Source organism: Acinetobacter bereziniae (assembly GCF_016576965.1).
Classification (GTDB): domain Bacteria; phylum Pseudomonadota; class Gammaproteobacteria; order Pseudomonadales; family Moraxellaceae; genus Acinetobacter; species Acinetobacter bereziniae.
Genome location: NZ_CP066119.1, coordinates 3,922,763 through 3,938,549, shown reverse-complemented (window position 1 = coordinate 3,938,549; position 15,787 = coordinate 3,922,763). Strand labels below are relative to the sequence as shown.

The following is a 15,787-nucleotide window of genomic DNA, read 5'->3' as shown; positions in this document are numbered from 1 at the left end:
CCCGCGCATAGCTACTAAATATCTTGCAATGTTTTTGCCATTTAAACTGGACAGACGGTCAATTTAGCGATTGCGTATAAATCACACATCTGTAAGAATGAAACAATAAGGACATTGATGTGATACAGAACATATACGTATCACAAATTTGAAAGAATAATGAGGGTCGAAATCTTGCATATTAAAAGAATAAAGCAAGGATGGAGGAAGGATATGAATTCCATTATCCAAATGGACACAGAATCACACCAATCTTTATCAAGCTTTGGTTTTTTCGACATATACCATAAAAATAGTTTCAAACAGGAACCCAGGACAACTTGGATCGATGGTTGGAAAGTTGAGTATATGGCGATTGCTGATGCACGAACTATTCACAATACCCCGATTGTGATTGTGGGAGGAGCATTTCAAAATTTTAACTCCTATAAATATTGTGTTGAGCAATTCTTTGAAAGTGGTCCAGTTATTCTCATTGATCTACCCTCTATGGGAGCGAATCAGCAAATTACCAATATCGATTCTGGTCTATCTGCGGGTACTTTGGAACTGCCTGATCTTTCACGTATGTTGGGTCAGTGGCTAGATATCGTGAATATTCAAAAAGTTGCTGTTGTTGGTATTTCCCTAGGATCGGTGATCGCCTCCTTTTTTGTTGACCAACGTCCAGAACTTGTTGAAAAGATGATCTTAATGGGCGTCATGCAGGAAACTCGTAAGAGCTGGCGCATGTTATTGGAAGAGTCTTTAATGTTGATGAAAGAGCAACGGATGGACGAATTTGGTCAAGCCGTTATTCTTTATTTGGTCAATCATGCCAAACTCGATAAAACTCGAATGTCGCCTACCGCGAAAAGATTGTTCTTTAAGCAAATGGCTGAGTTTTCAAATACAGAACAAGAACGTTATGAAATCAACTGCAATCGTTTATTACGTTTGAGCCACGTTCCTGTTCCACGTGTAAATACACTGGTGGCATGCGGTCAGTATGACAGTTTTACGCTGCCCCATGAAAATGCTCATTTTGCTTTGCAATGCCCAGATATGCAATTTGCCATGATTGCCAATGCGGATCATGTGCCACAATTGCAACGCCGTAAAGAAACCATGAATTTATTTACGACCTATTTGCAAGGGAAATCTATTCAGGGATTGGATGGAATTATCAATTTAACACGCGAGCAAATGCATAATATTGAACGTCGTGGTGAGGCTCGGATTCATGTGCTTGATCCACAACGTCAATTAACGCATCGTCATTCTAATAAAGTGATTCCCGTTCACATTGTTGATTTAAATTATTTTGGACTTTTAATGGATCTTGATCATCTGCCTGATTTGAGTTTTGTGAATGAACATACTCGAGATTTGGCATTGAATCTGAGTGATGATGAGGGCGAATTTGCAATTGAGTGTCTAATTTTTGAAACTTGTGAAGATGGTGTTCGTGCATTATTTAAACATGGTAGTTTTGAAAATGCAGATCGTTTGTTACGCTTTATCACTCGCCAAACTCAAGCCCAGACCTATAGGGTTGAAGATACCGCTTTAGCTTAATGAGGCAATAAAAAACCAGTTCAATGTTAACTGGTTTTTTTATATTTTATTTCTCACTTTTTATAATTGTGCATCAACTACCCACACTAAGTCGCCATGATGTTCTTCAGGATTTTGTTGATGATCTGGATTGAAGTAAAGGCGAGGTTGAATCACTTCAACCTTTTTAAAACCTGCTTCAGAGATAAAATGTCTGACTTGTTCTGGAGAGATAAAATGAAAAGTAAAGGCACTTCTAGACATCAATTTCAGTAGTTTGCTGCTGTTCCAGATAACGGCAGCCAATTTGTTTTTGACAGGTTCAGGATATAGGTCGGTGAGATAGTGTAAAGCTTTAAAGCCTTGCCCATAATTTGCTATGGATTGGATCAATTGTTTTAAAAGGTCTTTGTTAAAGTAATTGATTAAGCCTTCACTGATCACAACGAGGGGTTTCTGAGGATCAAAAACTTTGAAGGCATTTTGAAAGTCTTGGGTAAATAAGTCGACTGATAAAACCACTGGGCTGGCGGGATCTATTTGTTTTAATGCTGCTTGTTTGGTTGTTGCCATCTCAGGCAAATCTAATTCACGATAATCGATTTGAGCGTATTGTTGTCTAAACCACCATCCACGTGGAGATAATCCAGCAGCAATTTCAAGTACTTGTAAATCAGGGAATTGTTCAATCAATTGATGTAAACGATTATCCAAGATGGTGTGACGTTGTTTTAACGTGGTGCGCATACTGCCACCAACAAATTTTTCGCCCCAACTTTCGATGGGATGCGCAATCATAGCCAGTCTTTTGCCTTTCGCTGTTGCAAGCAAAGGATGGGAAATCCCCATTTGATACCAAATATAGCCTGTATAATGTGCGGTAAATGAAATATGACGATGTTTTGAAAGTTGTTGGTCTGACATAGTTTTCCTTAACTATTATTTTTTTAATTGGGACATCAAATATGGCAACACAAATTATAAATTCAACGGTTGCCTGATGTGTTCTTCCTGATTTCCATATAGGACTTTACAGTGCCTTTTAAGCCACGCTGAAAAATGAAAAATATTTGCACACTATTCATCGTGTTATCTTAGCGAGCATAACGCAAGACTAATAAACTTAAAATGCCCTCCCTACAATCTGCTATGCGTTGTGGGAGGAACTTTATCTATCTTTTTAAAGAGAATTTCTAAATTCTTCAATGACTTTTTTGACAGTTTTCCATTCATCACCTAAATCAAATGATTCACCGATGATGATATTGGGAATTTTGCCGCGCATACGTGCTAAACGTGTTTGGTTTGGTAATGGTAAGTTCTCAATACCTGCCAAAGCAATACATGCGGATTCACGATTATTACAAACGAGTCCCATATCACAGCCCGCTTCGAGTGCTGCACGAATACGAGCATCTGCACCTCCAGCAACACAAGCAGCCTGCATACTCAAGTCATCTGAAAAGAGAACACCATCAAATTTTAAAGTTTGACGTAATACTTTTTGAATCCAGTAAGCGGAGAATCCAGCAGGGTTTGGGTCAACTTTTTCATAAATCACATGAGCAGGCATGAGGGCATCCAATTGCCCCTGAAGTTGGATAAAACTCTGCATGTCATTGTCATAAATGTCTTGGTAATCTCGTTGATCAATTGCCGCAGCCACATGTGAATCTGCTTTGACCGAACCATGACCAGGGAAGTGTTTACCCGTGGTTGCCATACCAGCACGTTGCATCCCTTTCATAAAAGCACTTGCCAATGGAACAATATCTTGCACATTTTCAGCAAAAGCACGATCACCAATCACATCACTGATGTCATTGATATCCAAGACTGGAGCGAAACTAAAGTCAATCCCAACAGCAAGCACTTCAATTGCCATCAACCAGCCACATTGCTCAGCCAATGCTATGGCTTTTTCAGGTTGGCTTAAGTAAAGTTGACCAAAATGCCCCATGGCTGGAAGCAAAGTAAAACCATTTTTTAAGCGTTGTACACGACCACCTTCTTGGTCAACTGCAATTAAAATGTCTGGGCGAATTTTACGCATATGGTCAGTCAAGGCACGGACCTGAGCAGGAGATTCTATATTTCTTGAAAATAAAATCATGCCACCGACTTGCGGAGCGCGTAATAGTTCAATATCTTCTTGAGTAAGTTCTGTGCCTGCAATATCAAGCATCAATGCGCCGATCATAGGAATCCACGGTTGTATTTATATAAACTTGGAAACAATACCCGATTTCTGCAATGATTTGCTACATTTACTCAGTACAGATTATGCTAAAACTACACAACACACACAGATAAAATCGTTTAAGATGTTGAAACTGTTGAGTTCAGATTGAAAAACGATAGAGAAATTGGAAAACCCAAGGAAATATTAAGAATTTATGAAAATTCAAACTCTCGCTTGCGCTATAGCACTTGCAACAGGTGGTTTGTTCTTCACACATACCATCAATCAAGCAATGGCGGAAACCAATGCTACAAACGTTGCTCAATCGCTTCATCCTTCACAAGAACAAGCACTTGTGACTCGTCAATTGGCAACATTAATTGATCGTCAGCATTATTTAAACATGCGTTTAGATGCCAATACATCCAATCGTATTTTAGATATGTATATTGATAGTCTTGATCCTGAACATACGTTATTTTTAGCTTCAGAAATTGAACAATATAAAAAGCAATATGGCGCAACGTTAGGTGCAAAACTAAAAGCGGGTGATTTGTCTGGACCTTTTGCCATTCATGCACATTATCGTGCACGTTTAAAAGAGTTTTATGAATTTGAATTGGCTGAACTGAAAAAAACACAAAACTTAAATCAGCCGAATGAATTTATCGATACAGACCGTGAAAAAGCTGCATTTTTTGGTAGTAAAGCTGAATTACAGAATTATTGGCGCAAAATGCTGGTTTCGCAGTTGATTAATCTCACTATTGCAAAACAAGAAGATCAAGCTAAACAAAAAGCATTGAAAGACGATCCAACGCTTGCCAACGGGCAAGATTTAGCTGCATCTGAAGATCTAACGCCTGTTCAGACCTTAACTAAACGTTATACACGTCAATTGGAACGAATCGGTCGGACTAAGAGCGATGATGTGCTTGAACGTATCCTCAATGCAATGACATTAACCTATGATCCACATAGTAATTATTTCCCGCCTGTTGATGCGATGGAGTTGAATCGCCAAACGACCTTACAACTTGAGGGGATTGGTGTGTCCATTCGCCCTGAACGTGGCAATGAGGACTATACGAAGATTGAAACCATCGTAGATGGCGGACCTGCAAGCAAAACAGGACAAGTGAAGTCGGGTGATCGGATTATTGGTGTTGCCCAAGATGGCGACAAAATGGTTGATGTGATTGGCTGGCCAAGTTCTGAAATTGTTGGTTTGATTCGTGGTAAACGTGGAACCAAAGTTTCTGTGAAATTACTCGGCGCTGGTGCTTCGATGAGCCAAGCTCGCGTTGTGACCATTACTCGTGATGTTATCCAAGAAGAAGATGCTGGTGTACGTTCACGTACAGTTGAAATCAACCGTGATGGGCAAAAACATAAATTTGGTGTGTTAGAAATTCCATCATTCTACTTGAACTATCGTGCTCGTCGTGCAGGTACAGAATATCGTTCTGTATCTGAAGATACCAACAAAGCATTAAAAGCACTGGCTGCTCAAAATGTAGAAGGGATTATCATCGACTTGCGTAATAACCCAGGTGGTTCTTTAGAAGAAGTTGCCAAAATGATTGGGCAAGTGATTAAAGAAGGACCTGTCGTCCAAATTCGTGATGGTAATGGCAATGTCAGCGTGTTTGAAGACACAGATGGTGGTGCACAAACCTATGCGGGTCCTTTGGCTGTACTGGTGAATTTAGCTTCTGCATCCGCAAGTGAAATTTATTCTGCCGCACTTCAGGATTATGACCGCGCCGTGATTCTGGGAAGTACCACCACAGGCAAGGGAACTGCACAAGTTCAGTTGGATAGTTTGGCTTATGGTCAAGCAACATTGACACAACGTAAGTTCTACCGTGTTACGGGTGGAAGTACACAAAATAAAGGTGTGATTCCTGACATCAAACTGGTTGACATCTATGATGAAGAGTTCGGCGAGCGTAAAGCGAAGAATGCTTTGAAATGGGATACCATTCCAACAGCACCATTTAAGCGTGAAGGTTCAATTCAACCTTATGTGGCGCAACTCGATCAAAAATCTAAGGTGCGTGTAAGTCAGGACCCTCAATTTCAATATCTAGAAACACGTAAAGCAATTGCTCAAGAAACCAAAGATCAAAAACGTATTTCTTTGGATATTGATAAACGTAAAGCAGAGTTGGTTGCGCTTGAAATGAAAACTTTAGCTGCTGAAAACAAACGTCGTGCTGCGACAGGCTTGAAACCTTATTCTAATTGGGAAAGCTATCAAGCCAGTTTAGATGCATTGGCAGAGTCCAGAGCTAAAATGAAAGCAAATCAACGTCCAGCGTTGCCTGAAGAAGAGACTTTTGTGAATGAGGCTGCTAATGTGTTGCTCGATATGTCACATTTGAAAAGTAAATAATGAATGACCTTAAAATAGGTTGACAGTGATTTTATATAAACGCCCGATGAGCTTCATAGGGCGTTTATATTTTTAGAAGAATCTAATTTTTTATATAGTCTAAATTGATGTTTTTATAATATTTTTAAATATCTGGTATTTTGATTGATGGGCTAAATTTCATTTTTCAAAATATAGCAAAATCACCTGATTATTCATACAAAGATTTTGATTTCTATCCTTGCAAATCTATTTAACCTTTAGGTGAAAAATATGACATTGAAAGCTTATATCATCTAGCAACGTATTCTTAACGTTCATTTTATTGATCAAGAGAAATGATATTTTGTTGTATGCATTTTTCAATAGATTGACTAAAGCATTCGTTTTACTGTCCAAGCATTTTTTCTATATCATTTTGCAATAGTCTATCTGCTAAATAACATCAATTGTGATATTTCTGGTATAGCACCAGATATTGCTTAAACAGGATTCTAGATTTTGATCAACATGATCAATGAAAGGGCAGAATTTTGATATTTGGAGAAGCACTTTAATTAACGTGAGTTCGATGCAACCAAATCTTCAACTTAATTTGAATAATTTCACTTGACGTTCGAGACGGTATCTTTTCTTTCGGGATGAGGAGCGAAGCTCCGCAAGGGCAACCATCTTGCGCAGCATCATCGCTGCTCACCGCAAAACTCGTCAACCACCAGCAACACATTCAATCAGTCGCAGAAACAATACTTTATAAAAGTAGTCCTGCCTCAAACAACTGCGGATGACGTTTCCGAGTATCATATTTCATCAAGACTTTTTATCGAACTCAGGTTAATTAAACTTGATGAACAGTTTCTCTAGCAACTTATTCAACATATGAGATCATGGTTTTTTTGAAGATGTGCCTATTAGCCAGTTCTCGGTTTAAATTGTTTGTTACTTTGTCGGTTGAGGGGCAGTTATACCATCCATCCGGAGTCATTCTGTTTTGATCAACATCATGACTCTCTGCTTTAGGATCGCTTGTTTTAGGATGGGGGTTTTTGATGTTACCAGTCATGATGGTCTATGGGTCAATCAAATAATCAAACTTTGCGCATCATGTTCAATGAATGATTCTATGGTCTACACATACCCTCTTGTTACAAGCTGAAATGGTTTAAAATCTTGATCAAACAGGTTGAATGCGTTACGCAAGCAACTCAACCAAAATTTGTTCATAAATTTCAGCCAATGGCTCTAGTTCATCAATATTCACGTGTTCATTAACTTGGTGGATGGTTGCATTAAGTACGCCCAATTCAAGTACTTGTGCGCCAGTTGGAGCGATAAAACGTCCATCAGAAGTACCGCCACTAGTGGAAAGCTCGGTGTCGGTACCTGTTACGTTTTTAATGGCAGTTCGTGCGGCATTCACCAATTCACCTACAGGTGTCAAAAATGGTAAACCTGAAAGTGTCCATTCAATATCATAGCTCACTTGATGGCGATCAAGTATCTCTAGCACACGAGCTTTGAGTTGATCTGCTGTGACTTCAGTGGAGTAGCGGAAATTAAAGGTTACTGTCATTGTACCTGGAACAACATTGGTTGCGCCTGTACCTGCTTGAATATTAGATACTTGGAACGAGGTTGCAGGGAAGTATTCATTGCCGTTGTCCCAAACAGTATCACAAAGTTCTGCTAAGGCTTTGGATGCGGTATGAATCGGATTAATTGCCAAATGGGGATAGGCAACATGACCTTGTTTACCTTTCACTGTCAAGACGGCATTCAATGAACCACGACGTCCATTTTTAACGATGTCACCAAGGGTAGAAGTGCTTGAAGGTTCACCAACCAGACACCATGTCATTTTTTCATTACGGGCTTCTAATGTTTCGACCACTTTGACAGTACCATTGATTGAAGGACCTTCTTCATCAGAGGTAATCAAAAAAGCAATAGAACCCTTATGGTCAGGGTGGTTTTTAACAAAACGTTCAGAGGCAACCACCATTGCTGCCAAGGCTGTTTTCATGTCGGCACTACCGCGACCATAGAGCTTACCATCGCGGATTTCTGGTAAAAATGGATCTGATTGCCAAGCATCTAAATGACCTGTTGGAACAACATCGGTATGACCTGCAAAGCAGAAAACTGGCGAGCTAGTTCCACGTCTTGCCCAAAGATTGTCTACATCTTCAAAACGCATATTTTCAATATTAAAACCAATTGCAGACAAACGATCTGCCATGATGTTTTGGCAATTGTGATCTACAGGTGTCACAGAGGGTTGACGAAGAAGCTGTAAACTGAGTTCTAAGGTATCCGAACGATTCATGGACATTGATCAAGTAAGAAAATTGAACAATATAATAGAGGAAGATAAAACTGAATGAAAACCCAAAAGCAGAGAAAGTCTAAAAGCTTTTAAATAAGCATGAAAAAGCCTTATCTGTGGCAGATAAGGCTTTCCAAAAATCAAATTTTGGTGGTTGTGAATTACATCTTATTTTCAACTTTTTCTGCAGAATTCGTAACCGCATCCCCCGCTTTAGACACATCCTTACCAACACCTTTAAAAGTGTTACAGCCAGACAAAACAAAAGCGAATAACATTGAAACTGCTAAAATTTTTTTCATTACTATCTCCGTGTTTCACGCGTTAATTACATTTATACTATACGAAATTATTTGAAATATATCGTTATGCTTTTATGAGTGGATTCGTAAAGCACTGTATGAAAAACGTGAATAATTAAGTCTTTGTGTCAAGAGAAGACAATAAAGGTGCTTGGCGATACATATAAAATTGCTGGGTATGATGGTCATGGTACAAGCCATTGCACCACCATTTAGCAGTTGTTGAACTTTGTTTCAAATCTGGACAAATCCATTCATGTCGCTGTAAGCGATATAAACCTTGTTCAATGTGCTGTCCCCATTGTCCCAATCTACGTTGTTGATTAATCCATGAAGGGAGTGGGGCGGTGTGTCTAAAATAGGGGATATACAATTGTCCTTTGAGTACAGCCCATTTTTTTTCGATGTTTCGATCTAAAACTTGGCTAAATTGAAATTGTTTTTCAGAGAAATGATTTAATTTACGAAATAAAGTATCACTACGATTTAAGCCATACCAACGTGCTAAATGTAAATCTGCTTCACCTAAATAGTATTTTAAAGCAACTTCCCAATGCTCAATTTGTTGGGTTAGACGATTTAACACCAAAAAATCAATTTCTCCTTTTGTATGTTTTCCCTCAATGATTTGAATACTATGTTGAATCAGTTGGTAATGTGGATTGGCTTCATCTTGTAACCAAAACCAGAACAAATATTCAAAACGTAAACCTAAACGCGTACTTTTGAGTTGTTGAACAAACTCAATTAATGTTGTTGGATTTTGGTCCAATTCATCTAAACGTGTTTGATAGGCGAGAAATTGTTGTTGCCAAAACTCAGTATTATGTAATTCAAAATGATGGTGAATCTGCAATTCATCAGGGAGTGCTTGAATAATATTTGGACTGGCAATGCAAAAAGCCAATTGACGGACAATCGGATGTTGATATTTCAACCAGGGTTCAAAATAATCTGTCATTGCATCACATTTCAGGTTGAAACTTAGGATTAAATAAAGAGAGCATAATGTGGTGATTCAAGCAAAGAAGCTTATCGAGATGCAAGTTTAATTTGTTGAGTATCGGAAATAATGAACAACATGATTCTAAAATAAAATGAGCAGTGTCGTTTGAAAATATACAGCGTATATCATTTGAACGTTATACTGGGTTGTGCGTAGATTGAGTGAAGCTATGAAAATTTTGTTTTGGCGAACATTGGTGGTGTTATTTATTGTGCTTGGATTTATTGGCGCATTATTACCTGGAATGCCAACCACAGTTTTTCTTATTTTAGCTGCATGGGCAGCCTCAAAAGGTTGGCCTCAAGTTGATGCATGGTTAATGAATCATCCTAAATATGGTGCAACACTTCGAGCATGGCGAGAGAATGGTACTGTGCCACGTAAAGCGAAATGGATTGCCAGTATCATGATGTTGATCAGTGGCATTATCATGCTCTTTACCAATGCACCTTTGGCCGTCAAAATTTTCACTGATCTCACGATGTTTATTGTCGCAGTCTGGTTGTGGTTACGTCCTGAACCTCGTTCTGTTTTAACGGGGAAGCAGCAGGACCAGCAGTGATTGGGTAGATTTTAAATATGCCCAATCCTCTAAAAGAGTTTTAAAGTCGTCATACAATAAAGCTGTAATACTGGAAATATCACTTAACCTACGAATGAAAGACAATAATAGCTGTTGAATGGATATTTGATAAATAGATAAATAATAAACAAAAAAGAATAAATTAAATTAAAATGATCTATTTTTTAATCACTCACGCCTAAAATACTTAAAACATAGAGAAAAGCGTTTGACACACAGTAAAGATTCTCTATAATGCACCTCACAAACGATGAAGTCGTTAGGGCGCTTAGCTCAGTTGGTAGAGCGTCTGCCTTACAAGCAGAATGTCGGCGGTTCGATCCCGTCAGCGCCCACCAAGCTTTAACGTTGAATTTAGTGCAGCGGTAGTTCAGTTGGTTAGAATATCGGCCTGTCACGCCGAGGGTCGCGGGTTCGAGTCCCGTCCGCTGCGCCATTAAATTCAAGAATCGTTTGTATCGCAATAATATGTTGAAGTGCAGCGGTAGTTCAGTTGGTTAGAATATCGGCCTGTCACGCCGAGGGTCGCGGGTTCGAGTCCCGTCCGCTGCGCCACTTTACAGAAAAATTGTGAACAGGTGTAATAACCTAATTAGAGTCTAGATAGATTTTTATTTATTGACTCGTTTAGGGCGCTTAGCTCAGTTGGTAGAGCGTCTGCCTTACAAGCAGAATGTCGGCGGTTCGATCCCGTCAGCGCCCACCATATAAAACGCAGCGGTAGTTCAGTTGGTTAGAATATCGGCCTGTCACGCCGAGGGTCGCGGGTTCGAGTCCCGTCCGCTGCGCCATTTATCTTGATTCCTGAGGTGAAGATAAGTGGAGATGTTTAGATATAACGTTTTCGTTTGTTCCATGCATCATTTTTAAAGTTTAAACAGGGTGATCTCTGTTGATCCTCACTCAGGGCGCTTAGCTCAGTTGGTAGAGCGTCTGCCTTACAAGCAGAATGTCGGCGGTTCGATCCCGTCAGCGCCCACCATATACAGTGCAGCGGTAGTTCAGTTGGTTAGAATATCGGCCTGTCACGCCGAGGGTCGCGGGTTCGAGTCCCGTCCGCTGCGCCATTTATCTTGATATCCTGAGATTAAGATATTCAAATGTAAAATGATTGTTCTTTTTACATCTCATTTAGTTTAAGCAGTGCAACATTGTTTATTCTCCTCAGGGCGCTTAGCTCAGTTGGTAGAGCGTCTGCCTTACAAGCAGAATGTCGGCGGTTCGATCCCGTCAGCGCCCACCAAGTTTTCTTTCTTCTATTTATTTATTTTAAAATTTTGTGTAGAATATCTATATAATTATTTTAAAAATAAGTATCTTATGCGAAATCCATATCAACGCAAGGCTGCGTCTTCGGTACAGAAAAATACTGCTCAAGCGACAGATCAATATAAGGCATTTATCGAAAAAATAGTGTCTGATGCTAAAGTTTTTGCACTTTATGATGAAGGTTGGGCTTTATGTGCAACTCCTACAGGACAACAAGCTGTAGCGGTATGGCACAGTAAGAGTCTGGCGCAATTATTGGTCAAAGACAACTGGAGCCGTTTCGATGTTCAGGAAGTCAATTTTATTTCTTTTATCGAGCAAATGATTCCTTTTATTCAACAAAATGATACTTTGCTGTCAATCAATTTAACCCCTGAAGGGCAGAATATTTTGGTGTCAGGACGTAAGTTCTTGTTGGACATAAAAAGTTATTTATATCAGCTTTACATAGCTCAACCTGAGCTTTTTCGAGATCAAACCCGAATCCCTTTACCACGCAAGATTCGGATACATCCTTGATAGATGGTGAATAGAGTTGTATTTAATTTAATACTCTCCAAGTACCCAACCGCTGATATATGCAAAATATTCTCTTAACCATGCGTTATATCGAGTACTCAAGGGTGTTTCGGCTCCAATCGTGATGAAGTTGCGATAACCTTGTTTTTTTGCAATCGCTGCTGCTCGTAGTGTATGGAAATCACTGGTGACAATTGCAATTTTTGAATTTAAAGACAAATCATGCTGCTGCAAAATAGCTTGGCTGTTCTTGAGGTTTAAATCTGTACTGGTACTTTTATTTTCTTGAAGAATTCTATGGGGTTGAATCTTATAATTTTCCTCTAAGTAGTTGGACATAATTTCAGCCTCAGTTTTAATCTCACCAAAATCTTTCCCACCACTTACAATAATCGATGTTTGTGGTTGTTGTTGTGCAATATTCCCTGCACGATCTAAGCGCTTGGCGAGTGTAGGTGACGCTTTACCTTGTGTTATTCCACTACCTAAAACAATGATTGCATCTAAACCATTCTCAGCATGATTTTGTTGTGTTTTAAAATGGATATAGCCAAAAAAGCCAATGAGACTGATCAACCAAATTCCAAACACAGACCAGCCTAAACGCCAGAGTTTTTTAAGTTTGCTGTGATGTGCCAGATATTGTTGGATTACCTTTCCCCATATGGCGGTGCAGATAAAACCCAAACCAATCAATAAGGGTAAGAGAGTGCCTAAATGAATTTTTTTATACAGTAGCAAAATAAAGCCATCAAGAAATAATAATAAGCCGATAATGAATAGGCTTAAACGCAATAATTTATTTTTGTTCATGGTCTGTGATAAATAATGTCATCCAGCGCACATTGTAAACGATCTATAGCAATTGAGGTTAGTGAAAAACAAACCGAGCAATTTTGCTCGGTTTGATGGACTTATTTAGAACTGCTTAGATGCTATAAGTAGCTTAGTAAACATCACGTCGATAACGTCCATCTAGGCGTAATTGTTCAACTGTATCTTGCCCTAGAATATCAATCAAAGCTTGATCAACATCGCTTGCCATACCTTCAATGCTTCCGCAAACATAGATCACGGCATCATTGGCAATCCATTTCCGAACTTCATCAGCATGATCACGCAGTTTATGGTGAACATAGACTTTTTCTGCTTGATCACGGGAAAAAGCCAAGTCGATTCGTTGTAGCATTGCTGTATTTTGCCAAGCTTGAATAGTCTCTTTGAAGAAGAAATCATGTGCTTGCTGACGTTCACCAAAAATTAACCAGTTTTCCGTATAATCCAAGCGAACACGGGCATGGATTAAACTCATTAAACCTGCAATCCCTGTTCCATTTCCAATACAGATAATCGGGCGATTATCCGTGATTAGATGGAATGAATCATTATTGCGAATTCTTAACGCAACTTTGTCACGCAATTTTAAGTGTGAGGTCAACCAGCCTGAACCTAAACCAAGTTCACCTTGAGCATCACGTTGTTGACGAACCACTAAACGTAATACCTGCTGACTTGGAATACTGGCAATGGAGTACTCACGAGTAGGCAGGGTAGGCAACTGCTCAAGTAAATGCTCCATATTGGCAAAAGGCTCAACTTCGACAGTTAAGTCCCGATTCCAAAGGATATTTTTAATCGATTGTTGCTCATGTGAATCGACAGCTGTATCTGGATTAATTTGGTATTTATCTAAAAATTGTTGAATACGTTCAAGGCTATTTCCAGTTTGTATTTCTGCAATATCACCGGCTTGCCAGACTGTTTCATGACAGGCATGAAGTTCAATGTTGAAAGCTGGTGCGCCCAAGCTCTCTGGATTGAGTAATTCTCGTTTGCTCAAATGCCATTGATCAAACACTTTATCAATCGACATGGTTTGCAGGTCAAGTTTGGTGGCTTGAATTAAAGCTTTATTCCATTGTTGAATATCGCTATTGCTGCCATTATTCACTTCGATGGTCGTAAATAATTGCTGTGCGCCAGATTGTTTTAACCAGTGATCTATATGATGACCAAAACTACAGTAAGTTTCAGGATAGTCTTGCGAGCCTAAGGCTAAAACGGCATATTTGAGATGAGACAGATCTAATGATTTACTCATTAACTTCTTCTCAAAATGTGATGCTAAATCAGGTGCTTCACCAGTACCATAAGTGCTGGCAATCCATAAAACTTGTTTTGCTTGTTTTAAATCTTCTTCAGAAAGCTGTTGAGCAGATTTTACTGTAGTGGGTTGATGTGCTTCTTGTAGACTGATAGAAGTACGCCATGCCAATTGTTCAGATACACCTGTCTGTGAAGCATAAACAATCAACCACGGAGTTGCATCCGGATCAATTTGAATTGCTGAGCCAGATTGTTTTGCCGCAAGGGTTAATTTCTTTTGTTTACGACGTTTTAAGTACAACATCCATCCCGTGATAAAGAACAACGGCATTGCCAATGCGGCAAGCATAATGATGAATTGGAACACTGGACCAAAAAAGCTACCGCGATGAACAGGTAACATACTGCTCATGATTTTTTCATTCAGCGGTTTAACTTCATATAAATCAACTTTTTCAATTTGAGCTTTTTGATAATCATAAATCGCTTTGTTTCGTGCGCGCTCGTGTTGAGGAATTGCATCAACAAATGTCAGTTCGACCTTACCATCAGCTTTTTTAGGAATCGAAATTGTTAGGGTCGAATAATCACGTTTGATTTGTGAATTAAAACCATTCCATGTTTGTATTAGGACTTGTTGAATCTGTTCAGGTTTTAGCCCTTCATTTGCTTCTCGATGACCACCACGCGGATGTTGATCACGTCCTTGTGCTGAAAGATTGGACGGTGTGCGTGTTGGTTGCGGGTCTGCGGTATTGCTTTGGCGCCCTTTGCCTTCACCCATGCGAGGTGCTTGCATTTCGGGTTGAGGTCTTTCAACGCCCATCACCTTGAACATCCCGTCACGCCACCAGTCATATGACCAATACAACCCTGTACATGCTAGAAGTAAATAGAAAATAACAACCCAAGTTCCAACCACTGCATGCAAATCCCAAAGGAAATTACGACCTTTGAGTTTAGGCTTTATTGCAAACCATTGTTTGAAAGAATGTTTTTTTGGCCAGCGAAGATATAAGCCACTGAGTACAAAGAAGATCAGCATCAATGTACTTGCACCTGTAATCTGTTTGCCGACTTCGCCTACAGTGAGATTACGGTGAAGTTGCTGGATAAATTGGAAAAAATCTTTGCCTTTAACTTCAGGCAAGATTTCTGCTGTATAGGGGTTAACCATCATGGTATACCCTCTACGTGCACCTTCTTTAACAATATTAATATTTGACGCTTCTTCAGGTGCTTTGGCGACAGTGATACTGTTAATCTTCATTTCAGGATTTTGAACTTGAAAATGTTGATAAATTTCAGCAGGAGTTAACTTTGCATGATTTTCAACTTTTACAGTAAAACTGTCTGGATTTAACCATCTTTGAATCGGTTGTTCATAAGAATAGATTGCACCAGTAACCCCCATAATCGAAAGGATCAAGCCCGCTGTAATGCCTAAAAACCAGTGTATTTGGAAAAAAGTCTTTTTAAACATGGTGATGGAAAGGGAAGAATTGTTTGATTACAGATTATAGCTGAATATCTTGGAGAGATAATGAATTTTGCAGATAATATTTATTCTCATTATCATTT

General features: G+C 39.2%; 11 protein-coding genes and 8 tRNA genes. 12 read left to right on the top strand and 7 right to left on the bottom strand.

Annotated features, from left to right (window positions below; genetic code table 11):
- The first annotated feature begins 213 nt into the window (after positions 1-213).
- Positions 214-1,557 (top strand): alpha/beta fold hydrolase, encoded by a 1,344-nt coding sequence (locus I9192_RS18355; protein WP_004830150.1) that lies wholly within the window; start codon positions 214-216, stop codon positions 1,555-1,557.
- Between the two features lie 60 nt (positions 1,558-1,617).
- On the opposite strand, the gene I9192_RS18350 is transcribed toward I9192_RS18355, so the two are convergent.
- Positions 1,618-2,460 carry a class I SAM-dependent methyltransferase gene (locus I9192_RS18350; protein WP_004830149.1) on the bottom strand — a complete coding sequence of 281 codons (843 nt, stop codon included), beginning with the start codon at positions 2,458-2,460 and terminating at the stop codon, positions 1,618-1,620.
- Positions 2,461-2,716: 256 nt separating this feature from the next.
- Positions 2,717-3,736: a beta-N-acetylhexosaminidase gene (nagZ, locus tag I9192_RS18345; protein WP_005033716.1), complete on the bottom strand. Its 1,020-nt coding sequence runs from the start codon at positions 3,734-3,736 to the stop codon at positions 2,717-2,719.
- A 196-nt stretch (positions 3,737-3,932) separates the two neighbouring features.
- Here nagZ and I9192_RS18340 point away from each other — a divergent pair, with 196 nt between their 5' ends.
- Positions 3,933-6,116, top strand: coding sequence for a carboxy terminal-processing peptidase (locus tag I9192_RS18340; protein WP_004830147.1), 2,184 nt, complete (start codon positions 3,933-3,935; stop codon positions 6,114-6,116).
- Positions 6,117-7,287: 1,171 nt separating this feature from the next.
- On the opposite strand, the gene dapE is transcribed toward I9192_RS18340, so the two are convergent.
- From dapE to I9192_RS18325, 3 genes are all read right to left on the bottom strand, one after another.
- Entirely contained in the window at positions 7,288-8,421 is a 1,134-nt protein-coding gene (dapE, locus tag I9192_RS18335) for a succinyl-diaminopimelate desuccinylase (protein ID WP_004830145.1), read from the bottom strand.
- Between the two features lie 161 nt (positions 8,422-8,582).
- Positions 8,583-8,723, bottom strand: coding sequence for an entericidin A/B family lipoprotein (locus I9192_RS18330; protein ID WP_004830144.1), 141 nt, complete (start codon positions 8,721-8,723; stop codon positions 8,583-8,585).
- 115 nt (positions 8,724-8,838) lie between these two features.
- On the bottom strand, positions 8,839-9,684 hold the full coding sequence (locus I9192_RS18325; protein ID WP_005033711.1) for a DUF1853 family protein: 846 nt from the start codon (positions 9,682-9,684) through the stop codon (positions 8,839-8,841).
- 214 nt (positions 9,685-9,898) lie between these two features.
- Between I9192_RS18325 and I9192_RS18320 the strand changes: the two genes are divergently transcribed.
- From I9192_RS18320 to I9192_RS18275, 10 genes are all read left to right on the top strand, one after another.
- Positions 9,899-10,291: a YbaN family protein gene (locus I9192_RS18320; protein ID WP_004830140.1), complete on the top strand. Its 393-nt coding sequence runs from the start codon at positions 9,899-9,901 to the stop codon at positions 10,289-10,291.
- A 283-nt stretch (positions 10,292-10,574) separates the two neighbouring features.
- Positions 10,575-10,650, top strand: a tRNA-Val gene (locus tag I9192_RS18315).
- A gap of 21 nt (positions 10,651-10,671) precedes the next feature.
- Positions 10,672-10,748: transfer RNA gene (locus I9192_RS18310), tRNA-Asp, on the top strand.
- A gap of 42 nt (positions 10,749-10,790) precedes the next feature.
- A tRNA-Asp gene (locus I9192_RS18305) sits at positions 10,791-10,867 on the top strand.
- Between the two features lie 75 nt (positions 10,868-10,942).
- A tRNA-Val gene (locus I9192_RS18300) sits at positions 10,943-11,018 on the top strand.
- Between the two features lie 8 nt (positions 11,019-11,026).
- Positions 11,027-11,103: transfer RNA gene (locus tag I9192_RS18295), tRNA-Asp, on the top strand.
- A 115-nt stretch (positions 11,104-11,218) separates the two neighbouring features.
- Positions 11,219-11,294, top strand: a tRNA-Val gene (locus tag I9192_RS18290).
- Between the two features lie 8 nt (positions 11,295-11,302).
- Positions 11,303-11,379: transfer RNA gene (locus tag I9192_RS18285), tRNA-Asp, on the top strand.
- A 100-nt stretch (positions 11,380-11,479) separates the two neighbouring features.
- Positions 11,480-11,555: transfer RNA gene (locus tag I9192_RS18280), tRNA-Val, on the top strand.
- 77 nt (positions 11,556-11,632) lie between these two features.
- Positions 11,633-12,100, top strand: a complete 468-nt coding sequence (locus I9192_RS18275; protein ID WP_009585222.1) for a DUF2750 domain-containing protein — start codon at positions 11,633-11,635, stop codon at positions 12,098-12,100.
- 27 nt (positions 12,101-12,127) lie between these two features.
- Here I9192_RS18275 and I9192_RS18270 read toward each other — a convergent pair whose 3' ends face one another.
- Positions 12,128-12,913, bottom strand: a complete 786-nt coding sequence (locus tag I9192_RS18270) for a YdcF family protein (RefSeq protein ID WP_005033709.1) — start codon at positions 12,911-12,913, stop codon at positions 12,128-12,130.
- Positions 12,914-13,046: 133 nt separating this feature from the next.
- Positions 13,047-15,689 (bottom strand): PepSY domain-containing protein, encoded by a 2,643-nt coding sequence (locus I9192_RS18265; protein ID WP_005033707.1) that lies wholly within the window; start codon positions 15,687-15,689, stop codon positions 13,047-13,049.
- Between the last annotated feature and the right edge of the window lie 98 nt (positions 15,690-15,787).